The organism is Massilia sp. Soil_C_3 (assembly GCF_057657035.1).
Map to the genome: position 1 here is coordinate 14474 of NZ_JBDGJG010000010.1, position 23169 is coordinate 37642.

General features: G+C 66.2%; 18 protein-coding genes. 10 read left to right on the forward strand and 8 right to left on the reverse strand.

What is annotated here, in order from left to right; all coding sequences use genetic code 11:
- Positions 1-14: 14 nt before the first annotated feature.
- The 5 genes from AC3A6F_RS20515 to AC3A6F_RS20535 all read right to left on the reverse strand — a co-directional run bounded on the left by AC3A6F_RS20515 (position 15) and on the right by AC3A6F_RS20535 (position 5657).
- Positions 15-803 carry an enoyl-CoA hydratase/isomerase family protein gene (locus AC3A6F_RS20515; RefSeq protein ID WP_487684235.1) on the reverse strand — a complete coding sequence of 263 codons (789 nt, stop codon included), beginning with the start codon at positions 801-803 and terminating at the stop codon, positions 15-17.
- A gap of 13 nt (positions 804-816) precedes the next feature.
- Positions 817-2424 (reverse strand): carboxyl transferase domain-containing protein, encoded by a 1608-nt coding sequence (locus AC3A6F_RS20520; protein ID WP_487684238.1) that lies wholly within the window; start codon positions 2422-2424, stop codon positions 817-819.
- Between the two features lie 45 nt (positions 2425-2469).
- On the reverse strand, positions 2470-2922 hold the full coding sequence (locus AC3A6F_RS20525; RefSeq protein WP_487684241.1) for a YchJ family protein: 453 nt from the start codon (positions 2920-2922) through the stop codon (positions 2470-2472).
- A gap of 84 nt (positions 2923-3006) precedes the next feature.
- The gene (locus AC3A6F_RS20530) at positions 3007-4242 is read right to left on the reverse strand and encodes a D-amino acid dehydrogenase (RefSeq protein ID WP_487684245.1); all 1236 of its coding nucleotides are present in this window, start codon (positions 4240-4242) and stop codon (positions 3007-3009) included.
- Positions 4243-4358: 116 nt separating this feature from the next.
- Positions 4359-5657 (reverse strand): serine hydrolase domain-containing protein, encoded by a 1299-nt coding sequence (locus tag AC3A6F_RS20535; protein WP_487684248.1) that lies wholly within the window; start codon positions 5655-5657, stop codon positions 4359-4361.
- Between the two features lie 124 nt (positions 5658-5781).
- Between AC3A6F_RS20535 and AC3A6F_RS20540 the strand changes: the two genes are divergently transcribed.
- The 8 genes from AC3A6F_RS20540 (at position 5782) to AC3A6F_RS20575 (ending at position 14116) form a co-directional block, all read left to right on the forward strand.
- Positions 5782-6537 carry a GntR family transcriptional regulator gene (locus AC3A6F_RS20540; protein ID WP_487684251.1) on the forward strand — a complete coding sequence of 252 codons (756 nt, stop codon included), beginning with the start codon at positions 5782-5784 and terminating at the stop codon, positions 6535-6537.
- A gap of 95 nt (positions 6538-6632) precedes the next feature.
- Positions 6633-7511, forward strand: a complete 879-nt coding sequence (gene murQ, locus AC3A6F_RS20545; RefSeq protein ID WP_487684254.1) for an N-acetylmuramic acid 6-phosphate etherase — start codon at positions 6633-6635, stop codon at positions 7509-7511.
- A 42-nt stretch (positions 7512-7553) separates the two neighbouring features.
- Positions 7554-8819 (forward strand): MFS transporter, encoded by a 1266-nt coding sequence (locus tag AC3A6F_RS20550; RefSeq protein WP_487684257.1) that lies wholly within the window; start codon positions 7554-7556, stop codon positions 8817-8819.
- Positions 8820-8948: 129 nt separating this feature from the next.
- The gene (locus AC3A6F_RS20555) at positions 8949-10550 is read left to right on the forward strand and encodes a glycoside hydrolase family 10-like protein (protein WP_487684260.1); all 1602 of its coding nucleotides are present in this window, start codon (positions 8949-8951) and stop codon (positions 10548-10550) included.
- A gap of 18 nt (positions 10551-10568) precedes the next feature.
- Positions 10569-11486: an N-acetylglucosamine kinase gene (locus tag AC3A6F_RS20560; protein ID WP_487684263.1), complete on the forward strand. Its 918-nt coding sequence runs from the start codon at positions 10569-10571 to the stop codon at positions 11484-11486.
- Positions 11487-11515: 29 nt separating this feature from the next.
- A complete protein-coding gene (locus tag AC3A6F_RS20565) occupies positions 11516-12514 on the forward strand; it encodes an N-acetylmuramoyl-L-alanine amidase (RefSeq protein ID WP_487684266.1) in 999 nt (332 codons plus the stop codon).
- 87 nt (positions 12515-12601) lie between these two features.
- Entirely contained in the window at positions 12602-13501 is a 900-nt protein-coding gene (locus AC3A6F_RS20570) for a LysR family transcriptional regulator (RefSeq protein WP_487684269.1), read from the forward strand.
- A 3-nt stretch (positions 13502-13504) separates the two neighbouring features.
- Positions 13505-14116, forward strand: coding sequence for a M15 family metallopeptidase (locus AC3A6F_RS20575; RefSeq protein WP_487684272.1), 612 nt, complete (start codon positions 13505-13507; stop codon positions 14114-14116).
- 3 nt (positions 14117-14119) lie between these two features.
- Here AC3A6F_RS20575 and AC3A6F_RS20580 read toward each other — a convergent pair whose 3' ends face one another.
- From AC3A6F_RS20580 to AC3A6F_RS20590, 3 genes are all read right to left on the reverse strand, one after another.
- Positions 14120-15256 carry a GGDEF domain-containing protein gene (locus AC3A6F_RS20580; RefSeq protein WP_487684275.1) on the reverse strand — a complete coding sequence of 379 codons (1137 nt, stop codon included), beginning with the start codon at positions 15254-15256 and terminating at the stop codon, positions 14120-14122.
- 179 nt (positions 15257-15435) lie between these two features.
- Positions 15436-16908, reverse strand: a complete 1473-nt coding sequence (dacB, locus tag AC3A6F_RS20585) for a D-alanyl-D-alanine carboxypeptidase/D-alanyl-D-alanine endopeptidase (protein WP_487684278.1) — start codon at positions 16906-16908, stop codon at positions 15436-15438.
- An 8-nt stretch (positions 16909-16916) separates the two neighbouring features.
- A complete protein-coding gene (locus AC3A6F_RS20590) occupies positions 16917-18155 on the reverse strand; it encodes a nucleoside recognition domain-containing protein (RefSeq protein ID WP_487684281.1) in 1239 nt (412 codons plus the stop codon).
- A gap of 164 nt (positions 18156-18319) precedes the next feature.
- Between AC3A6F_RS20590 and AC3A6F_RS20595 the strand changes: the two genes are divergently transcribed.
- Positions 18320-20059: an ABC transporter substrate-binding protein gene (locus tag AC3A6F_RS20595; RefSeq protein WP_487684284.1), complete on the forward strand. Its 1740-nt coding sequence runs from the start codon at positions 18320-18322 to the stop codon at positions 20057-20059.
- 217 nt (positions 20060-20276) lie between these two features.
- Positions 20277-23135 (forward strand): TonB-dependent receptor domain-containing protein, encoded by a 2859-nt coding sequence (locus AC3A6F_RS20600; protein ID WP_487684287.1) that lies wholly within the window; start codon positions 20277-20279, stop codon positions 23133-23135.
- Positions 23136-23169: the final 34 nt, after the last annotated feature.

Sequence of the window (23169 nt, forward strand, 5' to 3'; positions counted from 1 at the left end):
GGTTTCCAATATATCTACGATTGCAGCCATGTCGGCTTGCGTTTTTCAAGGAAGGAAGCCACGCCTTCCCGCCCTTCCAATGAGGCGCGGATGGCGGCGATGCGGCCGGCGGTGTCCGCCAGCAGCGCATCGTCGACCGGTTTGCCGACGATGTCGCGCACCAGCGCCTTGGCTTCCTTCACGGCGTTCGGGCTGTTGTTGACCAGGGCACGGGCGATGCCGGCGACGGTCGCGTCCAGCGCGTCGGCGGCCACGACTTCATGCGCGAAACCGATGCGGCGCGCTTCCGCCGCGTCGAAACGTTCGGCGGTCACGAAGTAGCGGCGCGAGGCTTGCTCGCCCATGGCCTTGATCACGTAAGGCGAGATGGTAGCCGGAATCAGGCCGAGCTTCACTTCGGACAGGCAAAAACCGGCGGTATCGACGGCGACGACGATGTCGCAGGCGGCCACCAGGCCCATGCCGCCGGCGTAGCAGTCGCCCTGCACCTTGGCGACCGTCGGCTTCGGACACAGGTAGATGGTACGCAGCATATCGGCCAGGCGCAGCGCGTCTTCCTGGTTTTCTTCATGCGAGTAGGCGGCCATCTTCTTCATCCAGTTCAGGTCCGCGCCGGCGCAGAAGGATGGGCCGTTCGCGGCCAGGACGATGGCGCGCACCGTGTCGCTCCCGCCCAGTTCATCGAAGGCCAGCGCCAGTTCGGCGATCGCGTGCTCGTTGAAGGCGTTGCGCAGCTCGGGGCGGTTCAGGGTGACGGTGGCGACCTTGTCGGCGATCGCGATGGTGAGGGTTTGATAGTCCATATTCATCGCTCCCTTACATGCGGAACACGCCGAACTTGGTGTCCTCGATCGGCTTGTTCATCGCTGCGGACAGGCCCAGGCCCAGCACCATGCGGGTGTCGCGCGGGTCGATCACGCCGTCGTCCCACAGGCGCGCGCTGGCGTAATACGGGTGGCCCTGGTGCTCGTACTGGTCCTTGATCGGCTGCTTGAACGCGGCTTCTTCTTCAGGCGACCACTGGCCGCCCTTGCCTTCAATGCCGTCGCGCTTGACGGTGGCCAGCACCGACGCCGCTTGATCTCCGCCCATCACCGAGATGCGCGCGTTCGGCCACATCCACAGGAAGCGCGGCGAGAAAGCGCGGCCGCACATGCCGTAGTTGCCGGCGCCGAAGGAGCCGCCGATGATGACGGTGAATTTCGGCACCGCGGCAGTGGCCACTGCGGTGACCATCTTGGCGCCGTTGCGGGCGATGCCCTCGTTTTCGTACTTGCGGCCGACCATGAAGCCGGTGATGTTTTGCAGGAAGACGAGCGGGATCTTGCGCTGGCAGCACAGTTCGATGAAGTGGGCGCCTTTCAAGGCGGACTCGGAGAACAGGATGCCGTTGTTGGCGATGATGCCGACCTTCATGCCGTAGATATGGGCGAAGCCGCACACCAGCGTGGTGCCATAACGGGCCTTGAACTCGTCGAACTCGCTGTTATCCACCACGCGCGCGATCACTTCGCGCACGTCGAACGGCTTGCGGGTATCGACCGGAATCACGCCATACAGCTCCTCGGGCGCATATTTCGGCTCGACGCTGTCACGCAGCGCGCCCTGCACCGGCTTGACCCGGTTCAGGTTCGAGACAATGGTGCGCGCCAGCGCCAGTGCGTGCGGATCGTTCTGGGCCAGGTGATCGGCCACGCCCGACAGGCGGGTGTGGACGTCGCCGCCGCCCAGGTCTTCGGCGCTGACCACTTCGCCGGTCGCGGCCTTCACCAGGGGAGGGCCGCCGAGGAAGATCGTGCCCTGTTCCTTGACGATGATCGACTCGTCGCTCATCGCCGGCACGTAGGCGCCGCCGGCGGTGCAGGAGCCCATCACCACGGCGATCTGGGGGATGCCCTTGGCCGACAGATTGGCCTGGTTATAGAAGATGCGGCCGAAGTGGTCGCGGTCGGGGAACACGTCGTCCTGGTTCGGCAGGTTGGCGCCGCCCGAGTCGACCAGATAGATGCAGGGCAGGTTGTTCTGCTCGGCGATCTCCTGCGCGCGCAGGTGCTTCTTGACCGTCATCGGGTAGTAGGTGCCGCCCTTGACGGTGGCATCGTTACAGACGATCACGCATTCCTGGCCGGCCACGCGGCCGATGCCGGTAATGATGCCGGCGCTGGGGGCGGCGCCGTCGTACATCTCATAGGCGGCCAGTTGCGAGAATTCGAGGAAGGGCGTGCCCGGATCGAGCAGGTGTTCGACGCGCTCGCGCGGCAGCAGCTTGCCGCGCGCAAGGTGCTTGGCGCAGGCGGCTTCACCACCGCCCTGGGCCAGTTGCGCAACGCGCGCGCGCAAGTCGTCCACCACTGCCTGCATCGCTGCGGCATTGGTCTTGAAGTCCTCGCCGCGCGGGTTCAGTTTGCTCTCGATCTGGGGCATGTGCCGTCCTCTGCTTTCGTCTCTTCTATCGTCCGCCTCGCGGCGCTACTTCTTGTCAGGGAAACTGCCGTCCAGGTAGAACCAGCGAAGCGCGCCATCCGGGCCGGGCTCGCGCACGAAGCGGCTGACTTCGTGCAGGCGGTGCGCACGGCCGCCGATCTTGAAGCGGGCGACGAATTCGACGGTGTCACGGTTCGGGTCTTGCTCTGGATCGTCCGGCAATTCTGCTTTACGTTGACGTAAACGTAAAGCAGTTTTTATCTCGAGTCCAAGCCAGCGCATGGGCTCGGACTCGTCGATGATCGCTTCCTGCGGGCGGGTGCTGGGATGCCAGGTGGCAACCAGATACGGCTCATCCTTGAGCGTGAATGCGGTATACCGCGAGCGCATCAGGGTTTCGGCGGTCGGCGGCAGGGCCGCGCCGGCCAGGTAAGGACTGCAGCATCGCTCGAACGCGGGGCCGCCGCAGGGGCAGGGAGAGGTGGGGCGGGTGGACATGGCGGCAATTATCCGCGATTTCTCTCACGCCGGTCATGCGGGGCGCATGAGGGTTCACCCCATTAGTGAAAAGGCAATCTGGCTTTATTGACGTAGCGTCAACCCATCCAACCCGAACGGCGGCGCCTTCCCCTGCACCAGGTCGGCCAGCACCGCCGCCGTCCCGCAGGCAAAGGTAAACCCCAGCGGGCCGTGCCCGACGTTCAGCCACAGATTGTCATACCGGGTCGCGCCGATGATCGGCGCGCTGCTCGGCGTCGCCGGCCGCAATCCCGCCCACACCGATACCTGCGAATAATCCGCCGCGCGCGGCATGGTCTCGCGCACCTGGCGCGTCAGGCCTTCGACCCGCTTCGGATCGTGGCGCAGGTCTTCGCCCACCATGTCGACCATGGCCGCCACCCGCAGCCGGTCGCCGATGCGCGCATACAGCACCTTGCGTTCGAAGTCGGTGACGCTGATCTCGGGCGCCACGTCGTCCTGGCGGATAGGGGCGGAGAGGCTGTAGCCCTTGAGCGGATACAGCGGCAGGTGGATGCCGATCGATTCGGCCAGGTCGCGGCTCTGGATCCCGGCCGCCAGCACGTAGGCGTCCGCCGTGAGCAGGCCGCCGTCCGTCTCGACGCCACGGATGCGTGCACGCTCGGCGTACAGTCCGGTCGCTTCGCCATGGACGAAGCCGCGAAAGCGCGGATGTGCGCGCAGGCGCTCGGCCAGGGCCAGGCAGAAGGCGTGGCAGTCGGCCACCGCCTCGCCGGCGTTGTAGATGCCGCCGGCCAGCAGGTGCTGGCTGGCCGCCAGCGCCGGTTCGCGCGCGCCGCATTCCTCGGGCGTCCAGACCTGGCCGGCGCCAGGTTTTTCTGTCGCCGCCGCGAACACCTCGCGCGAGCGGTAGACCACCAGCTTGCCGGCGTCGCGCCAGTGGAAGGATTCGGGCGGCACCGCCAGTTCGAGCTGCTGCATCGCGCGGCGCGAGCACTCTCCCAGCTCGAGCAGCTTGGCCGTGGTGCGGCGGTTGACGTCGGCGCGGCAGTGGGCCAGGAAGCTGGCCAGCCAGCGGTACTGGCGCAGGTCGGCCTCCGGCTTGAAGCGCAGCGGGCCGTCGGCCTGGAACAGCCATTTGACGGCCTTCTTCGGAATGCCTTCGTCGGCCAGCGGCGAGACGTAGCGGTAGCTGAGCTGGCCGCCATTGCCGTAGCTGGCGCCGCTGCCGACTTCCGGCGCGCGCTCGAGCAGGGTGACGCCGTAGCCAGCTTCCACCAGCCACCAGGCCGATGCCAGGCCGACGACGCCGCCGCCGATCACGATGATGTGCTGCATGCCAGACTCGTTTGTTCAAATAGGGTTGAAGAGCTTAGAGGCTGGTTGGACGGCCCGCCAATGAATGGTGGGCGAACAGTCATAACCGGCAGATATGCATGCATTTGCGGGGCCGTTCAGGCAGATTGGCCGAGGATGGCGCGCCGGTAGACAGCCGCCAGCACGCGCTCCTCGTAGCGCGCTAGCGACGAGTCGCGGCCAGGATCGGTCGCCGGATCGCGCGCGCTGCCGCCGGCCAGCAGCACGATGCCGTTGCTACTGGCGCGGTCCATGGCGAAGACCGAACGCAGGCCATAGGCGTCGCCCAGGTGGCCCACCGCGTCCAAGCCAGGCGTGAGCCACATCCCGGGACGGTCGGGATAATGGGCGTTGCCCAGGCCGCGCGGGCTGAGGATGCTGCCCAGCGGGTTGCCGTTGCCGCCGACGCCATCGTAGGCCCAGTGGCGCGCGAACATCCGCTCGATCGTCGCCGCGCGCAGCAGGCGCTTGCCATCATGGACGCCGCCCGCCATCAGCATGCGCATGATCACGCCAAGATCGCGCGCCGAGATGCGCAGGCCGCCGGTGGGGCTGAATGGCGTGGCGTTCGTGCCCGGCACGTAGCCGGCCAGGCCCGGCGGCGGCTGGATGCCGGGCGCGTCGACCTGCGCGACCCAGGGCCCGTCGGGATTCCAGGTGTCGCTGTCCACCGCGCGCTTGCGGTAGATGGTCGCCAGCCGGTCCTGCGCCGCCTGCGGCAGTTCGGACGGGTTGTAGCCGGCCTGCAGGCCGAGCGGCTGCAGCAGCAGGCGCGTCATCAGGCGGTCGAAGCGTTCGCCTGTCACGCGCTCCATGATTGTGCCGATCAGGCCGAAGCCCAGGTTGCAATAGGTGTAATAGGCGCCGTCGGGCCCGGCATGGCGCGACCAGGCGGGCCGCACGTCCTTCAGCGCCGTGGTGGCTGGCCAGAAGTAGCCGCTGTCGTCGCGCAGCGAGGAGGTATGCAGCAGCAGGTGGCGCAGGGTGATCGCCTGGGTGGCGAAATGCGGATTGCGCAAATCGAAACCGAGGTAGCCCGAGACGTCGGCATCGAGATCGAGCTTGCCGTCTTCCAGCAAGCGCATCAGGCCGAGCGTGGTGACCAGTTTCGAGATCGAGGCGATTCGGTACAAGGTGTCTGGCGTGGCCGGACGGTCGGGCAGGGCGCCGTTGCCGATGGTGCGGCGTCCGAACGCGCCTTCGTACACCGGCCGGCCCGCGCGCAGCGCCACCACCGACAGGCTGGCCAGCGGGAAGGAGGAGTCATTGACGATGGCGGCCAGCTCGGCGTCGAGCGAAGACGCTGCGCCGCCGGACGTCAGCGGCATCGCCGCGAATAGCGGTTCCATCGCGCCCAGCATGACCATGCCGAGCAGGGATCGCCTGCCGTGATTCATTTCATTCCCTTTTTATCGTGTTTGCCGGATCAGCATACGGACAGCCCGAAACCCTTGCCTAATGAATAGCCGTAGGGAAGTCATAACTCTTTTGTATTGGTCTCAAGTGGTATGCTTCCACGGTATGAACACCCCCGGTCCCGGATTCCAGGTCAACCTGGACGACAATTCCCCCCTTTACATGCAGCTGGCGCGCAAGCTGGCGCAGGACGTGCGCGACGGCCGCTACCAGGCCGACCAGGCGCTGCCCTCCGAACGCATGCTGTCCGAACAGCTCGATGTCTCGCGCGTCACCGCGCGCAAGGCGATCGACCAGCTGGTCGAGCAGGGCCTCGTGGTGCGCCGTCGCGGCTCGGGCAACTATATCGCCCCGCGCATCGAGCAGCCGCTGTCGAACCTGTCGAGCTTTTCGGAACAGCTGCAGCAGCGCGGCTATACCCCGCGCTCCGAGTGGTTGCGCCGCGAAGTGGTCCTGGCCGACGCCGACGAGCAGCTTTCGCTGGGCCTGTCGCCCGGCGCGCGGGTGGCGCGCCTGGAACGCCTGCGCCTGGCCGACGACATCGTGATGGCCTACGAAATCAGCGTGATTCCGGCCACGGTGCTGCCGCGTCCCGAGGGCGTGGCCGCTTCGCTCTACGCCCACCTGGGCAAGAGCGGCCACATGCCGGTGCGCGCGCTGCAGCACATCCGCGCCATGAACGCCGACGCCGAGCTGGCGGCGCGCCTGGACGTGCCGGAAGGCCGCGCGGTGCTGTTCATCACCCGCATCGGCTACCTGGAATCGGGCGAGCCGGTCGAGCTGACCCATTCCTATTGCCGCAGCGACCACTATGATTTCGTGGCCGAGCTAAGGCGCCCTACGCCGGGCGCCCCCGCATAACCTCGCGGCATGACGGCGTCCGATCCTTTCATGGGATGGCTTGCCGAATTGGTATTACACTGGTTTCATCACAATTCCATTCTCGAGACACGGCGATGCTTAATACCGAAACCCCTTCCCAGGCGCACGCCGCCCTCGACCAGTACCCGACCACCGAACTGGTGAACGTCTTCGTCGACGACCAGTTGCAGGCCGTCGAGGCGGTGCGCAAGGCCGCGCCGCGCATCGCCGCCGCCGTCACCGCCGCGCTGCCGCGCATGGAAGCAGGCGGCCGCCTGATCTACGTCGGCGCCGGCACCTCGGGCCGCCTGGGAGTGCTCGACAGCGTCGAGCTGTACCCGACCTTTTCGTGGCCACATGGACGCGTGGTGGCGCTGCTGGCCGGCGGCAGCGACGCCATGTTCGTCGCGGTCGAAGGGGCGGAAGACGATTTTGAGCAGGGCGCTGCCGACTTGCGCGGTGTGAACGTGGGACCGGACGACGTGGTGCTGGCGATCGCCGCATCGGGCGGCACGCCCTATGTGCTGGGCGCCATCCAGGCCGCGCGCGCGGTCGGCGCGCTGACGGTGGGCTTCGCCAACAACCCGGACGCGCCGGTCACGCAGGAAGCCGAGATCGGCGTCACGCTCGACACCGGCCCCGAAGTCGTCTCGGGCAGCACGCGCCTGAAGGCCGGCACCTCGCAAAAGATCGCGCTGAACACCTTTTCCAGCGCACTGATGGTGCGTTTGAACAAGGTCTACGGCAACCTGATGGTAGACTTGAAGGCTACCAATGCCAAACTGGTACGGCGCGCGATCCGCCTCACCAGCTTCGCCACCGGCGCCGACGAGGAAGCCGCGCGGGCGGTGCTGGAGCAATGCGGATTCCACGTCAAGACCGCCATCGTGGCCTTGTCCAAACAAACCAGTGTCGAGCAGGCGCAAGCGCTGCTGGAAGCGGCGCGCGGCAGCGTGCGCCAGGCGCTCGCGTAAGCGCGTTTCCGCAGCCTTGGCCTAGAGGCACAAGAAAGAGACATGCAGAAACCGCAAGCGAACCGCCCGTGGCTGTGGGTGCCATCCCTGTACTTCGCCCAGGCCATCCCCTATGTCGTGGTGATGAACCTGACCGTCATCATGTACAAGGACATGGGGATCTCGAATTCCGACATCGCCTTCTATACCAGCCTGCTGTACCTGCCATGGGTGATCAAGCCGCTGTGGTCGCCCATCGTCGACATGTTCGGCACCAAGCGCCGCTGGACCGTGCTGTTGCAGATTGTGGTCGGCGCTTCGCTGATCGCGGTCGGCACCGTATTGCACACACCCGCCTTCTTCGCCGTCAGCCTGGCCGTCATGTGGATCATGGCGTTCAGCTCGGCCACCCACGACATCTCGGCCGACGGCTTCTACATGCTGGGCCTGCGCCAGCAGCAGCAAGCCGCCTTCGTCGGCGTGCGCAGCACCTTCTATCGCCTCGCGACCCTGGTCGGACAAGGCCCGCTGGTGGTGCTGGCCGGCTACCTGGCGGTCAGCCTGGGCGACGTCAGGCAGGCGTGGGCAATCGTGTTCTACGTGCTGGCCGGGATCTTCTTCGCCGCCTTTGCCTGGCACCAGTTCGTGCTGCCGGTGCCCGAGGACGACCGTCCCGCCCCGACCACCAATCATCCGCTGCGCGACTTCTTCGGCACCTTCGCCGCCTTCTTCAGGAAGCGCGACATCTGGATGATCGTCGCCTTCATCCTCACCTTCCGCCTCGGCGAGGCCCAGCTGCTGAAACTCGTGGCGCCGTTTTTGAAGGACCCGGTCAGCGAAGGCGGCCTGGGCCTGACCACCGCCGAATACGGCATCGCCTACGGCACGGTCGGCATCATCGCACTCACCCTCGGCGGCCTGGCCGGCGGCTGGCTGATCTCGCGGCTGGGCCTCAAGCGCTGCCTGTGGCTGATGGTGTTCGCGATCCACCTGCCGGACCTGGTATTTGTGTACCTGTCGCAGACCCAGCCGACCGACCTGGCGACGGTGTCGGCTTTCCTGGCGCTCGAACAGTTCGGCTACGGCTTTGGCTTCACGGCGATGATGATGTACATGATCATGGTGGCCGACGGTCCCAATAAAACCGCGCACTACGCGATCTGCACCGGCCTGATGGCCCTCGGCATGATGGTGCCGGGCATGTGGAGCGGCGACCTGCAGGAATACCTGGGCTACAAGCACTTCTTCATCTGGACCTGCCTGGCGACCATCCCCGCATTCATCGTGGCGGCGCTGGTGAAGATCGATCCCGAATTCGGGAAAAAATAGCGGGGCCGGCGTCCTGCGACGCCTTGCGGCCGCGCCACAGCTTTCAATGACCGACTTTCACCATCGCCTGGCGCATGCAGCGCCGGCGCCGGTTCGTCAAAGTCTGAACCGAATCTACAAGGAGCCACTTTGCTTCCCAATCTGAACAAACGCGCTTTCACGCTCGGCATGGCCAGCGCCTTCGCCCTCGGCGGCCTGCTGGCCGGCTGCGGCACCAAGCCGCTTACCCACACCGGGCCGGTGGCCGAGACCAGCGGCGGCGACGATCCGCCCGCGGCGCCGCGCGAGCTGCGCGCCGCCTGGGTCTCGACCGTCGCCAATATCGACTGGCCCAGCAAACCCGGCCTGTCGTCCGCCGTGCAGCAGAAGGAAGCCATCGCCATCCTCGACCGCGCCAAGTCGCTGAACCTGAACGCGATCGTGCTGCAGGTGCGTCCGTCGGCCGATGCGATCTATCCGTCGCCGCTCGAGCCATGGACCGAGTACCTGAGCGGCGCGCAAGGCAAGGCGCCCATGCCGGCCTATGATCCGCTCAAATTCTGGATCGACCAGGCGCATGCGCGCGGTCTCGAGCTGCACGCCTGGTTCAACCCCTATCGCGCGCGCATGGACGCGGCGCGCTCGCAGTCGGCGCCGAACCACATCACCAACACCAATCCGGACATCGTCAAGCGTTACGGCAAGTTCATGTGGATGGACCCGGGCGAGCCGGCGGCCGTCAAGCAGACCATGGACGTGATCCTCGACGTCGTGCGCCGCTACGACATCGATGGCGTGCACATCGACGACTACTTCTATCCCTACCCGATCGAGGCCACGCCGGCCGTGGCCGGCAATGCCGCCGCGCTGGACGGCCGCGCGGCCAAGGGCGAACTGGACTTCCCCGACGATCCGGCCTGGCAGCGCTACCTGAAAAGCGGCGGCACCCTGGCGCGCGCCGACTGGCGCCGCGACAACGTCAACCGCCTGATCGAGGCCATGTACAAGGGCATCCATGCCGAAAAAAGCTGGGTGCGCTTCGGCATCAGCCCCTTCGGCCTGGGCCGCCCGGATCGCCGTCCGCCCGGCATCGTCGGCTTCTCGCAGTACGACAAGCTGTATGCCGACGCCGAACTGTGGCTGCAAGAAGGCTGGCTCGACTACTTCGTGCCGCAGCTGTACTGGCCGATCAAGCCGCCAAGCCAGGCCTACGACGTGCTGCTGGATTACTGGATCGGCCAGAACCCGCTGGGCCGCCATATCTGGCCGGGCCTGTTCACCAGCCGCATCGGCGCGCCGACCCGCGACTACGAGCCGGACGAAGTGCTGCAGCAGGTCAGCGTGACCCGTTCGCGTCCGCTGGCCACCGGCCACATTCACTTCAGCATGGTGGCCCTGATGCAGAACCGCAAGGGCGTCAGCGACCAGCTGCGCGCGAGCCGCTACACCGGCCAGGCGCTGGTGCCGGCCACGCCGTGGCTGGGCAGCACGCGTCCCGGTACGCCCGTGGTGAAGGCCGCGCGCGGCGCCCGCTCGGTCGACCTGAGCCTGAAGGCGGGCAAGGGCAATGCCCTGTATGCGATCTGGGCCCGCCACGGCAATGAATGGCGTTTCGCCGTGGCGCCGGCGGCGCGCGCGACCTGGACTGTTTCCGACGACGAACGCCTCGGCCCGGCCGAGATCGTGGTGGTGAGCGCGGTCGACCGCCTCGGCAACGAGGGCGAGCGCGTGCGTGTGTGGTCGAAACCATAATGCGGGTAGCATCACGGTATGCCGACTGATCAAGACAATCTGCGCGTAACAGGCCCCGGCCTGGGCATCGACGCCGGCGGCACCCAGACCCGCTGGGCGCTGGCCGCGCCCGGCGGCGCGATCCTGGCCGAGGGCACGGTCGCCGGTCTCTCGGCCCTGCAGATGGCCACGCCGCACGGCCGCGAGGCCGTGCGCGCCACCTTCGAACGGCTGGCTGCGGAGGTATTGCAGCATGCCCATCCGGTGCGGGTGCAGGCCGGCCTGACCGGCTTCGGCGGCGACGGCGAGTTGCTGCAGGGCTGGCTCGCTGCCCTGCTGGGCGTGGCCCCTGGCGCGGTCCTGCTTTGCAACGACATCGAGATCGCCTACCGCGCCAGCTTCGCGCCGGGCGAGGGCTACCTGGTCTATGCCGGCACCGGTTCGATCGGGGCCTTCATCGATGAAGGCGACGTGTTCCACCGCGCCGGCGGCCGGGGCGTGGTGCTGGACGATGGCGGCGGCGGCTTCTGGATCGCGCGCGAAGCGCTGCGCCATATCTGGCGCAATGAAGACGAACGTCCCGGCTGCTGGCAGGATTCGCCGATGGCGCATGCCGTGTTCGAACACGTCGGCGGATCGGACTGGGCCCAGTCGCGCCAGTTCATCTATCAAAGCGAGCGCGGGACGGTCGGCAAGCTGGCGCTGGCCGTCGCCGCCAGCGCGGAACACGATCCTGCCGCGCGCGCCATCCTGGTCGCAGCGGGCCATGAGCTGGCGCGTCTGGCATCTGCCTTGACCTCGCGCTTCGGCGCGCGCCCAGTGGCCTTGGCCGGGCGCGCCGCGGAACTGCATCCTGTCATTGCCGACACCATGCGCGCGACGCTGCCTTTGAATACCGTCTTCAGCCAGACTGCCCTGCGCGCCCACCACGCGGCGGCGCGCCTGGCGCTGGGCTGAACAACAAGAAAATCACCAAGGAGAACAATATGAAATCGATCGCCGCCTTGCTTGCCCTGACCGTACTGGCGGGCTGCTCCACCGTCCCGAGCTACGACACCACCTATAACGCCAAGGGCCAGTCGAGCCGGGCGCGCTTCCTGGTGCTGCATTACACGGTCGCCAACACGCCGAGCTCGATCAAGATCCTGACCGAGAAAGAAGTCAGCTCGCACTACCTGCTGACCGACGAGGCGACGCCGAAGATCTATCGCCTGGTCGACGAAAACCGCGCCGCCTGGCATGCCGGCAATTCGAGCTGGAAGAACTTCACCCAGCTGAACAACAGCTCGATCGGCATCGAGATCGTCAACGCCGGCTGGAAGGACACGCCGACCGGTCGCGTCTATGCGCCGTTCCCGCAAGCGCAGGTGGACGCCCTGATTCCGCTCGTGAAGGACATCGTCCAGCGCCACGGCATCGCGCCCGAGAACGTGCTGGGCCACAGCGACATCGCGCCGTTGCGCAAGCAGGATCCGGGTCCGCAATTCCCGTGGCAGCGCCTGGCGCAAGAGGGCCTGGTGCTGTGGCCGGACGCCGCCCGCGTGGCGGCCGTGCGCCCCGCCTTCGACGCCTTGCTGCCCGACGTCGGCTGGTACCAGCGAAAGCTGGCCATGCACGGTTTCGGTGTCAATCAGAGTGGCGTGTACGACGAAGCGACCCGCACCACGCTGGCGGCGTTCCAGATGAAATACCGTCCGCTCGATATCGCGGGCAATCCGGACGCCGAGACGGCGGCGCTGCTCGAAGTGCTGACCACGCCGGCCGGCACCCCGCCGCCGCCGATGCCGGTGATTCCGGCGCAGCCGCAGCCATGGCAGGCCGTGCCCGGCCAGCCGCTTCCAACGCCAACGCCGGCGCCGGCGCCAGTACCGCCATCGGCGCCTGCCCCGACCGCCGAGCCTCTCCCGGGCGCGCTCGAGAACGTGCCGCCGACCGCACCGGTGCCTGCGCCTGTGCCTGCAACGCCGCCAGTGAACACGCCGTGACCATCGCCGTACAGCAATTTTCGCTGTATCCTTCGCCCATCCACCCTGTGCGTATGCGGGGTGGGTTTTCTACTGAAGGGTGAAGCAATGCGTCTGCGTCATATCGAGGTGTTCCACGCCATCATGCAAGTCGGCACCATCAGCGGCGCCGCCCAGGTGCTGCATATCTCCCAGCCGGCGGTGACCAAGGTGCTGCAGCATGCCGAGCTGCAGCTGGGCATGCCGCTGTTCGAGCGCGTGCGCGGCAAGCTGTATCCCAAGCCCGAGGCGCACCGCCTGTTCGCCGAAACCGAGAAGCTGAACCGCGACCTGCAGGGCATCCGCCGCCTGGCCGCCAGCCTCAAGGGCCGCGCGGTCGAGACCGTGCGCCTGGTGTCGACGCCGACCATCGCGGTGAGCGTGCTGCCGGTCGGGATGACGGCCTGGCGCCGCGATTTCCCCGACACCCGTTGTGAACTTGCCACACATCACACGAGCGAGATCGTGAACGCGCTGCGCCTGGGCGAAGCCGACCTAGCCCTGTCGCTGCAGGATCCGCGCCATCCCGGCATCGTGGCCGAGCCGATCGCCCACGGCCTGCTGACGGTGGTGGCGCCCGCCGGCACCTGGACCGACGAAGAATGCAAGAAACCGGTCTCGGCCGAAGACCTGAGCGGCGAACTGATCGGCCTGGCCGACCGCGATCCGCTAGGTGAGATGGTCGTCGCCGCCTGCGAGGCGCAGGGCGTGCAGCCGGTATTCCGCACCGTGGTGCAGACCTACCAGATTGCGCGCTCGCTGGTCGAAGCCGGCGCCGGCACCGCGATCCTCGACCCGTTCACCGCCGCCTCGGCGGCGCCCAACAAGGTGCAGTGCCGCCAGTGGTCGCCGTCGATTCCGGTGCACCTGTACCTGCTCACCGCCAGCCATTCGCCCCTGTCGCACGGGGCGCGCGAGCTGGCCAACTGCATCGGCGCGACCGCGCGCGCCTGTCTTGAACAAAAATAGACCATGACGCTTACCCTCGCCAGCGAGGACATCGCCGGCAGCCCGGAATTTCGCCACCTGGACAGCATCGCCGGCATCGACGTCGACCTGCGCTACGCCACGAGCAATAACTTCGTCGGGCGCGACCTGTATTCGCCGTACGACTGCGCCTGGCTGCACGTCGAGGCGGCGGCCGCGCTGGAGCGGGCGGTGGCCTGGCTAGCCGTCCATGCGCCCGGCCTGCGTCCGCTAGTGCTGGACGCGCTGCGTCCGCAGCGCGTCCAGCAGCAGTTATGGGATGCGCTCGAGGGCACCGACCTGCGCCTGTACCTGGCCAACCCGGCGCGCGGCTCGATCCACTCGTATGGCATGGCGCTCGACATCACGCTGCTCGATGCCGATGGCGTCGAGCTGGACATGGGCACCAGCTTCGACGACATGACGGAGCTGTCGCATCCGGCGCTGGAAGAAGGCTTTCTACTCGCAGGCCAGCTCACCGAACATCAGCTGGCCAACCGCCGCCTGCTGCGCACCGCGATGCTGCAGGCCGGCTTCCTGGGCATCAATACCGAGTGGTGGCATTTCGATTGCGGCGACCGCGAGCTGGTGCGCGCCACCTTCCGCCGGGTGCTGTAAGGCTTATGCCGCCAGCTCGACCGACTCGACCCGGTTGCGGCCGTTGCGCTTGGCCGCGTACAGCTGCTTGTCGGCGGCCACGATCAGGTCGGGCAGGGTGACGCGCAAGTCCTTGCTCGAAAAATCGAAGGTGGCCACGCCGAAGCTGGCGCTGGTCGGCACCGGTTCGCCGTCGACCGTGAAGGTGCTGGCGGCGAAGGCGTCGCGCAGGCGATCGGCCAGGACGGCCGCTCCCGCCAGCCCGGTCACGGGCAGGATCAGCAGGAATTCCTCGCCGCCGTAACGCACCACCGCATCGACGCCCTGGCGCGTCATCCCCTGCAGCAGGGTGGCGAAGTTCTGGATCACGTTATCGCCCTGGTGGTGGCCGAAGGTGTCGTTGATGTGCTTGAAGTGATCGATATCGCACAGCACGACCGAGACCGCATGGCCGAAACGCCGCGCCCGCGCGAGCTCGGCGCCCAGCAGGTGGTCGTTCAGGTAGTGGCGGTTGTAGCAGCCGGTGAGCTGGTCGCGTTCGGCGAGCCGCTTCAATTGCGTCTGCAGGCGGAATTCCTCGCGTGCCACCCGGTTGAAGCGGCGCGCCGCCAGGATGCCGAAGGTATTGATCATCGCCAGCAGCATGCCCATCGTGAGCAGGTCGGCTACCGGCCGTGGCGGCAGCATGAAATGCACCAGCGCCAGGAAGACGATCACGCCCCCGCTCGCGATCGCGGTGGCGTAGGCCAGCCGGTTCGGGATGTACAGGTAGATCACGACCTGGATCACCACCATCGACAGCGCATGCCAGTGCACCTCGTTCGGACGCGCCAGCATGACCACCATGAAGCAGCCCAGCGACAGGATCTCGGCGCTCGACGCGGCCAGCCGCGTGGCGCGGATCGACAGGGGGCGGCGATAGGCCAGCCAGGCGCAGATGCCGGCATTGAGCGCGACGCCCAGGCGGGCAGGAAGGGTTTCCCGCAGCGCCGTCTCCAGGCCCAGTGCGGCAATGTCGGTCAGGAAGAACAACTGGAAAAACACGACGCAGAACAGCAGCGTGAAGCCGAGCAGGGAACGTGTGCGGGGCAGATGGCTCGTCAGGAATTCGGTCTCGTCCGCGGCGCGCGCGAATTCTCCGCTCAGGGGATGGAATTTCATGGATGATCAGGACAGCCCAACTTGACGGTCGGCAACGCGTCCTGCGGAGGCGGAAACCGGTAGCGCGAGACACGCGCCAGGCCGCTATTGTGTCAGCTTTTGCTATCGAAAACTAACGGATTATAGTAATTCGACAGTAACCTTGTGTCGAGAGCAATGTTTAGCTGTACATTCCCGGTTCAAGGCGTGCCGGAAAGCGGCGCACCCGAGCGCGCCACCCAGTCCGCAAGCAGGTCGAGCACGGCGCGTCCGCGGCCGTTGCTGCTTTGCTCGCTATTGATCATCGCCACGAACACGCACGGGATGCCGTTCGCGTCCGGCACGTAGCCGGCCAGCGCCGTGACGTTGCGCAGGGAGCCGGTCTTGAGGCGCGCGCGGCCGGCGGCGGGGCTATCCTGCAGGCGCCGGCGCATGGTGCCGTCGACCGCGCCGATCGGGATGCTGGCCTGGAATTCCGGCGCCCAGGGGCTATGCAGCCCGGCCTGCAGCAGCCGCGCCATCTGCTGCGCGCTGATGCGCTCGATGCGCGACAGGCCGGAGCCGTTGTCGATCACGAAGCCGGTGTCGTCGATCTGTTTTTCGCGCAGCCAGCCGCGCACGGCGGCGTCGGCGCGGGCGAAGGTCGATTCCTCGGCCAGCGGCAGCGCCAGGCTGCCCGCCACCGGGTCGGCCTGCAGGCTGCCCAGGCTCAGGAACAGGGTGCGCGCCAGTGCGTTGTCGGAAGGCTTGTTGATGTCGCGGACCAGTTCCGGCAGCTGGCGCGACACATGGGCGGCGAGCACACGGGCGTCGGGCGGCGTGGCGCCGGTGATGGTGCGGCCGCTCAGCACGCCCCCCTGGTCGCTCCAAATCTCCCGCACCAGGCGGCCGACGTAGTCGTCGCGGTCGAGCACGTTGACGCCGTAGCTACGGTTGCAGTTCTTCGGAAAAGTGCCGCGCAAGACCACCCTGATGCGGCCATCGGGCTGGCGCCGCGTCTCGGGCAGCTGCCAGCCGGCTTCCCACTTGGCGCAGTCGGCATCGACCAGGGTCATCTCGGACGTCACCGAGACCCGCTCCAGTTCCGGATGCATGCGCAGCTGCAGGGTTGACGCGGTCGAACGCATATCGAGCTGCAGCATGTTCTTGTTGACCAGCAGGGCGTCGGGGATCACGTTGTAATACGCTTCCGGCGACTCGTCGAAGGGCGGCAGGCCGACATCCGTGCGCGCCGGCTGGAACAAACCGCGGTCGAGCACCAGGTCGCCCTCGATGCGCTCGATGCCGTCGTAGCGCAGCGCGCGCAGCATGTCGGCAATGTGTTCGCCCGACAGGTCGGCATCGGCGCCGCCCTTGAGGTACAGGCTCCCGAGCAGCACGCCGTCCTCGACCTGGCCGGTGGTGCGCAGCTCGGTGCGGCCGCGGAAGGCGGGCCCCAGGCGTTCCAGGCCGACCAGGGTCGTCACCAGCTTCATGGTCGATGCCGGCTGCATCGGCAGGCCGGCCCGGTGTTCGAGCAAGGCGGCGTCGCCGCGCAGCACCAGCACCCCGATCTCGTCCTGCCCGATGCCGTTCTGCTGCAGCGCCTGGGCCACCGGTTGTGGCAGCTGGGCGTGGGCGAACGAGATGCTCGTGAAGAGCGCGGCGAGGGCGAAGACGGAGCGCTGGAGCATGCTGTTCCTTAACCAAAGAAGAGATAGGCGACGAAGATGGCCGCGATGATGCCGACCAGGTCGGCCAGCAGGCCGTAGCTGACCGCATAGCGGGTCTTGCGGATGCCGACCGAGCCGAAATACAGGGCGATGATGTAGAAGGTCGTGTCCGAGGCGCCCTGCAGCACGCTGGCCAGGCGGCCGACGAAGGAGTCGACGCCATAGGTGTTGATCGCATCGATCATCATGGCGCGCGCGCCGCTGCCCGACAGCGACTTCATGAGCGCGGTCGGCAGCGCGCCGACGAAATCGGTCTGCAGGCCGAGCGAGGCGAACACCCAGGCGAAGCCGTTCACGATCAGGCCCAGGATGCCGGAATTGCGCACCACGCTGATGGCGACGATCATGCCGACCAGGTAGGGGATGATCTTGATCGCGGTCTCGACGCCGCTCTTGGCGCCTTCGATGAAGGCCTCGAACACGTTCACCTTTTTCATCAGGGCCCCGGTCATGAAGGCGGCGATGACCGAGAACAGCACCAGGTTGGCGACCACGGTCGACACCAGCTGGATCTGCGATTTATCGAGGAAGTGGGTGAAGCTGAACACCATCGATGCGATCAGCGCGGCGGTGCCGCCAATCCAGGCGAACACCACCGGATCGAACATATTGATGCGCTGGCGGATGCCCACCGCGATGATGCTGAAGATGGTGGCGGTATAGGTCGCGATCAGGGTCGGGATGAAGATGTCGGCCGGATTGGCCGCGCCCAGCACCGCGCGCTGGGCCATGACGGCCAGCGGGATGATGGTCAGGCCCGAGGTCTGGATCACCAGGAACATCAGCTGGGCGTCGCTGGCCTCGTCCTTTTTTGGATTGATCGACTGCAGGCTCTCCATCGCCTTCAGGCCGAAGGGCGTGGCGGCGTTGTCCAGGCCCAGCATATTGGCCGAGAAGTTCATCACCATGTGGCCGTTGGCCGGATGGTCCCGTGGCACGCCGGGGAAGATGCGCGAGAAGAAGGGCGCGATCACGCGCGCGAACAGGTTGATGGCGCCGGCCTTTTCGCCGACGTTCATGATCCCGAGCCAGAAGGTCATCACGCCGGCCAGCGGCAGGGCGATGTCCATCACGGCCATCTTGGCCGAGTCGAAGGTGCCGTCGATGATGCGCTTGAAAATCTCTGTGTCGCCAAGGAACAGCCATTGGAACATCGCTGCGAGGAAGCCGACGAGGAAGAAGCCTGTCCAGATGTAATTGAGTGCCATGTAATGAGTCGCTGCTGGGTATCGCACGATTGTGCAGTGGACAGGGGCTGAGGGCAAGCCGCGTGGATGAAAGAATGCAGCCGCACCATGTTCAAAAGTTATGAGCGTTGCCTCGGGCAGGGCGCCGGCCTATGATACGCAACGCCCAACAGGACCTGCTTGTCATGACATTCCGCTACGCCGCTGCCCTTGTATTCACCCTGTCCTGCCTTGGTGCGCAGGCGGCGCAGGCCCAGTCACCGGCGCAGCCGGAGCAGAAAGTGCTGCGCATGTTCCTGTCCACCAGCGAAACAGGGCTCGACCCGGCGGCGGCGTCCGACAACGCCACCCTGTCGCTGCTGGAAAACCTGTTCGATCCGCTGCTGCGCTACGACTACCTGGCGCGGCCGGCGAAGCTGCGGCCGAACACGGCGACCGCGATGCCGCAAGTGAGCGCCGACGGCCTGACCTATACCTTCCGCATCCGTCCCGGAATCTATTTCACGCCCGACCCGGCCTTCAAGGGCGCCAAGCGCGAAGTCACCGCTGCCGACTATTTGTACAGCCTCGGGCGCCTGCGCGATCCGTCAATCAGGTCGCCCTGGTCGTATATGGTCGAAGGCAAGCAGGTGGAGGCGGTCGACCGCTACACCCTGCGCATCCGCCTCGCCGCGCCCGACAATAACTTCCTGTTCTATCTCGCCACCCCGGCCACCGGCGTCGTCGCGCGCGAAGTGATCGAGGCCTATCCGGGCCAGGCCGGCAACCATCCGGTCGGCACCGGTCCCTTCATGATCGGCGAGTGGAAGCGCAGCGACCGCATCGTCCTGCTGGCCAATCCGTATTCGACGGCCGTGTTCTCGGCCACGCCTGGCATTGAGCCGGAAGACCGGGCGATTGCCGCCGCCCTGGAGGGCAAGCGCTTGCCGCTGGTGGACCGGATCGACGTCAAGATCGCCGAGGAATTCCAGGGCCGCATGCTGGGCTTTTTGAATGGCGAATACGACTACCTGGAACAGATTCCCGAATCGATGACCGAGATGGTGGTGCGTGACGGCGAACTGAAACCCGAGCTGGCGGCGCGCGGCATCGTGTTGTCGCGCTTTCCGGTGCTGCAGACCTACTACATGTGGATGAACATGAACGACCCGGTGGTCGGCGGCTACGGCAAGGACAGGGTGGCGCTGCGGCGCGCGATCTCGATGTCGTACAACAGCCTTGAGGACATCGCGCTGCTCAAGAAGGGCTTCGCGATCAAGGCCGAATCGCCGCTGCCGCCGAACGTGCTCGGCTACGATCCGGATTACCGTAGCCCGGTGCCCTACAACCCGGCCCTGGCCAATGCGCTGCTGGACCGCCATGGCTATGACAAGCGCGATGCCGATGGCTTCAGGCGCGCGCCTGGCGGCAAGCCGCTAACGCTCACGATGCACAGCGAAGCCACCGTCGGAGGCCGCCTGCGCGACGAGTTGTGGAGAAAATGCCTGAACGCGATCGGCTTGCGCGTCGTGTTCAGGTCGGACAAGAAGACCGAGATCATCAAGGCTTCGCGCCTGGGCACGGTGCAGATGTTTGAGAGTAACTGGATCGCCGACTTCCCCGACGGCGACAATTTTTACCAGCTGCTGTACGGCCCGAATGCGGGCCGCGCCAACTACTCCCGCTTCGACCTGCCGGAGTACAACGTGCGCTACGAAAGAGCGCGCCTGCTCACCGATGGTGCGGAGCGCAACAAGCTGTATATCGAGATGAACCAGCTGCTGCACGCCTACAACCCATGGGTGCCATTGACCCATGTGCTGTCTGGCGACCTGCGCCATCCGTGGCTGAAAAACTACAAACGGCATCCGGTTGAATTCACGACCTGGCGTTACCTCGATGTCGATGTTGCGCGAAGAGCACGCGCCGCCAGAGCTAAGCGTTAGATTTCGTTAGTTTTTCCTAAATTAAATATTCCTGCTGGTTATACTGCCCTCCGGTTAATTCATTGGCACCTGCGAAATTTGTGGGCGTACTCTGAATTCACAACATAACGTAATGCTAAGAGCGAAATAGCCATTACGAACAGAGCAGGCCAGGCGTGTGCGATGCAGTGCACCAATCTGGCCCAAGACCGCCAAGGGAAACGTTAGGAGAAACACGGTGAAATTGAAAAAGCTGGCACAGTTGATGGCCCTCATGGGCATGGCCGCCCCGATCGTGGCACAGGCGCAGGCGCAAAGCGAGGCGTCGATGCAGCGGGTGGAAATCACCGGTTCGAGCATCAAGCGCATCGCCAAGGAAGGTGCGCTGCCGGTTGAAATCATTTCGCGCAAACAGCTGGAAGACCAGGGCATCGTGACGGCCGAGCAGCTGATCGCGACGCTGAACGTGAACGGCAACGGTTCCGACAACCTGGCGTCGAACGCCGACGTCACCTCGGGCGCCCAGCGCGGCAACAACGGCGCCTCGAGCGCCAACCTGCGCGGCCAGGGCGCCGACTCGACCCTGGTGCTGCTCAATGGCCGCCGCGTCGCGACCCACGGCATGAAGGGCTCGGCGGTCGACCTGAACTCGATCCCGATGGCGGCGGTCGAGCGCGTCGAAGTGCTGAAGGACGGCGCCTCGGCCGTCTACGGCACCGACGCGATCGGCGGCGTGATCAACTTCATCCTGCGCAAGAACTACAAGGGCCTGGAAGCCCAGGCCTTCACCGACGTCGCCGAAGAGAGCGGCGGCGAGATCGGCCGCGCCACCATCACCGGCGGCTGGGGCGACCTCGATACCCAGGGCTGGAACGTACTGGTGACGGCCGCGCACAGCGAGAACAAGGCGCTGCGCGGCAACCAGCGCGATTTCGTGAACACCTTCCAGCCGAACCGCGGCGTGTCGGTCGATACGCGCGGCACCCCGAGCGGCAACATCTTTGCCACGACCCTGGGTCCGTCCCTGCTGTCGCGCACCGGCACCGGCCCGACCACGCCGGGTGGCAATATCGCCTACAACGGCATCAGCCTGCTCGACCTGCCGGGCGGCCCGGGTTGCGACAGCATCGACGGCATGGGCGCCTACGACGAAAAACTGTGGGATTCGCCCGGCTCGGCCTATGGCTGCGCCTGGGATACCGGCCGCGCCGCCGTGCTGCAGCAGCCGGTCAAGAACACCAACGCGCTGGCGCGCGCCACCTTCCGCTCGGGCGAGCACGAGTTCTTCGCCGAAGCCGTCGCCTCGCGCGTCGAAGTGGCCAAGAGCTTCTCTCCGAACCAGGTCTCGCCATCGGCATCGACCTTTGGTACGTCCTCGTTCTATCCGAGCACCGGCGCCGCCTACGATGACGTCTACAACGCACTGGTCAAGGTCTTCCCGAGCATCTCGGCCAACTACGGCCTGCCGATCGCCTACCGCTGGCGCTGCATGGAGTGCGGCAACCGCGAAATCGAGACCGAGACCAAGGCCGGCCGCCTGCTGGTCGGTGCCGACGGCCCCTTGAACCTGTTCGGCAAGCGCTATGATTACCGCGTCGGCCTGTCGCAAGCGTACAGCGAGTCCGACTCGGTGCTTGGCAACGGCTACAACTACACGGCGGCGCTGTCCGATGTGCTCGGCTCGGGCATCGTGAACCCCTTCCTGTTGCCGGGGCAGAGCCAGAGCCAGGCAGCGATTGACGCGATCCGCGCCACTTCGGCGGCCGGCGTGGTGATGTACGGTGGTAAGACAACGCTGACCCAGTTCGACGCCGCGCTGTCCGGAGAGATATTCAAGCTGCCGGCCGGCCCGGTGATGATGGCGCTCGGCACCGACCTGCGCCGCGAGGAGTACAAGTTCAATGGCGACGCGCGCAATATCGCCGAGCGCCGCGCGATCCTGAACGCGCCATTCGATGACGTCAACGTCCTGCCCAAGGTCAGCCGCGACATCAAGGCGGTGTACGCCGAACTGCTGGTGCCGGTGACCGAGGCGCTGGAGCTGAACTTCGCCATCCGTCGCGACGATTACACCGGCTTTGGCGCGACCACCAATCCGAAGGTCTCGTTCCGCTACCAGCCGATCCCGCAACTGATGTTCCGCGGTTCGTACAACGAGGGCTTCCGCGCGCCGTCGTTCAACCAGCTGTTCAACGGCATCACCGAGTCGCCGTATGCCGGCAAGGACCTGGTCGATCCGGCCACCTGCCCGAGCGGCCGCGCCGACAGCACGGTCGCGGGCTGCCAGGCCCTCGACTCGAACACCGTCAACACCATCACCGGCGGAAAGGACACGCTGGGACCGGAAACGGCCAAGCAGGCCAGCCTGGGCGTGGTGTTCGAGCCGACCAACTACTTCTCGGCCAACGCCGACCTGTGGGAGATCCGCAAGGAAAACACGATCGACTCGTTCAACGTCGCTACCATGGTCCAGAACTACAACCTGTTCCAGGAGCAGTTCATCCGTGACGACGCGGGCAAGCTGGCGGTCATCGACCAGCGCTGGCTCAATGCCGGCGAGCGCATTACGCGCGGTGTCGAAGTCGGCGCCCGCCTGAACGGCAAGTTCAGCACCGGCGCCGTGTGGGGCGTCGGCATCGACGGTTCGCGCCTGCTCGAGAAGAAGTCGCGCGCCACCAGGAACGCCGAGTTCGGCGAGAGCGAAGTCGGCCGCTTCCTGTTCACCGGCGACCTGGGCCTGAAGTGGAAGCACAGCGCCTATGCGACCTACAAGTACGGCAACTGGAGCGGCATGCTGCAGAACATTTACCGTTCGGGCTATGACGACCAGGTGCTGCCGGGCGTGGCCAGCGGCCGTGTGACGCCATCGAACTACAGCAGCAAGGTCGACGAGTATTCGATCTTCAACCTGTCGGTGAACTACACGGGCTTCCAGAACCTGACCCTGACCGCGGGCGTCAAGAACATGTTCGATGAAGATCCGCCGTTCGCGATCACCTACGACAGCAACACCGGCGCCGGCAGCAGCTGGGAACCGCGCGTGGCCGATCCGCGCGGCCGCTCGTTCACCCTGATGGCCAACTACAAGTTCTTCTAATTGATCTACACTGAGGGCCCGCGCCATGGAGGTT

Coding starts and splice junctions, on each gene's coding strand:
- AC3A6F_RS20515 (WP_487684235.1), bottom strand. CDS start 803: ATGGACTATCAAACCCTCACCATCGCGATCGCCGACAAGGTCGCCACC.
- AC3A6F_RS20520 (WP_487684238.1), bottom strand. CDS start 2,424: ATGCCCCAGATCGAGAGCAAACTGAACCCGCGCGGCGAGGACTTCAAG.
- AC3A6F_RS20525 (WP_487684241.1), bottom strand. CDS start 2,922: ATGTCCACCCGCCCCACCTCTCCCTGCCCCTGCGGCGGCCCCGCGTTC.
- AC3A6F_RS20530 (WP_487684245.1), bottom strand. CDS start 4,242: ATGCAGCACATCATCGTGATCGGCGGCGGCGTCGTCGGCCTGGCATCG.
- AC3A6F_RS20535 (WP_487684248.1), bottom strand. CDS start 5,657: ATGAATCACGGCAGGCGATCCCTGCTCGGCATGGTCATGCTGGGCGCG.
- AC3A6F_RS20540 (WP_487684251.1), top strand. CDS start 5,782: ATGAACACCCCCGGTCCCGGATTCCAGGTCAACCTGGACGACAATTCC.
- murQ (WP_487684254.1), top strand. CDS start 6,633: ATGCTTAATACCGAAACCCCTTCCCAGGCGCACGCCGCCCTCGACCAG.
- AC3A6F_RS20550 (WP_487684257.1), top strand. CDS start 7,554: ATGCAGAAACCGCAAGCGAACCGCCCGTGGCTGTGGGTGCCATCCCTG.
- AC3A6F_RS20560 (WP_487684263.1), top strand. CDS start 10,569: ATGCCGACTGATCAAGACAATCTGCGCGTAACAGGCCCCGGCCTGGGC.
- AC3A6F_RS20565 (WP_487684266.1), top strand. CDS start 11,516: ATGAAATCGATCGCCGCCTTGCTTGCCCTGACCGTACTGGCGGGCTGC.
- AC3A6F_RS20570 (WP_487684269.1), top strand. CDS start 12,602: ATGCGTCTGCGTCATATCGAGGTGTTCCACGCCATCATGCAAGTCGGC.
- AC3A6F_RS20575 (WP_487684272.1), top strand. CDS start 13,505: ATGACGCTTACCCTCGCCAGCGAGGACATCGCCGGCAGCCCGGAATTT.
- AC3A6F_RS20580 (WP_487684275.1), bottom strand. CDS start 15,256: ATGAAATTCCATCCCCTGAGCGGAGAATTCGCGCGCGCCGCGGACGAG.
- dacB (WP_487684278.1), bottom strand. CDS start 16,908: ATGCTCCAGCGCTCCGTCTTCGCCCTCGCCGCGCTCTTCACGAGCATC.
- AC3A6F_RS20590 (WP_487684281.1), bottom strand. CDS start 18,155: ATGGCACTCAATTACATCTGGACAGGCTTCTTCCTCGTCGGCTTCCTC.
- AC3A6F_RS20595 (WP_487684284.1), top strand. CDS start 18,320: ATGACATTCCGCTACGCCGCTGCCCTTGTATTCACCCTGTCCTGCCTT.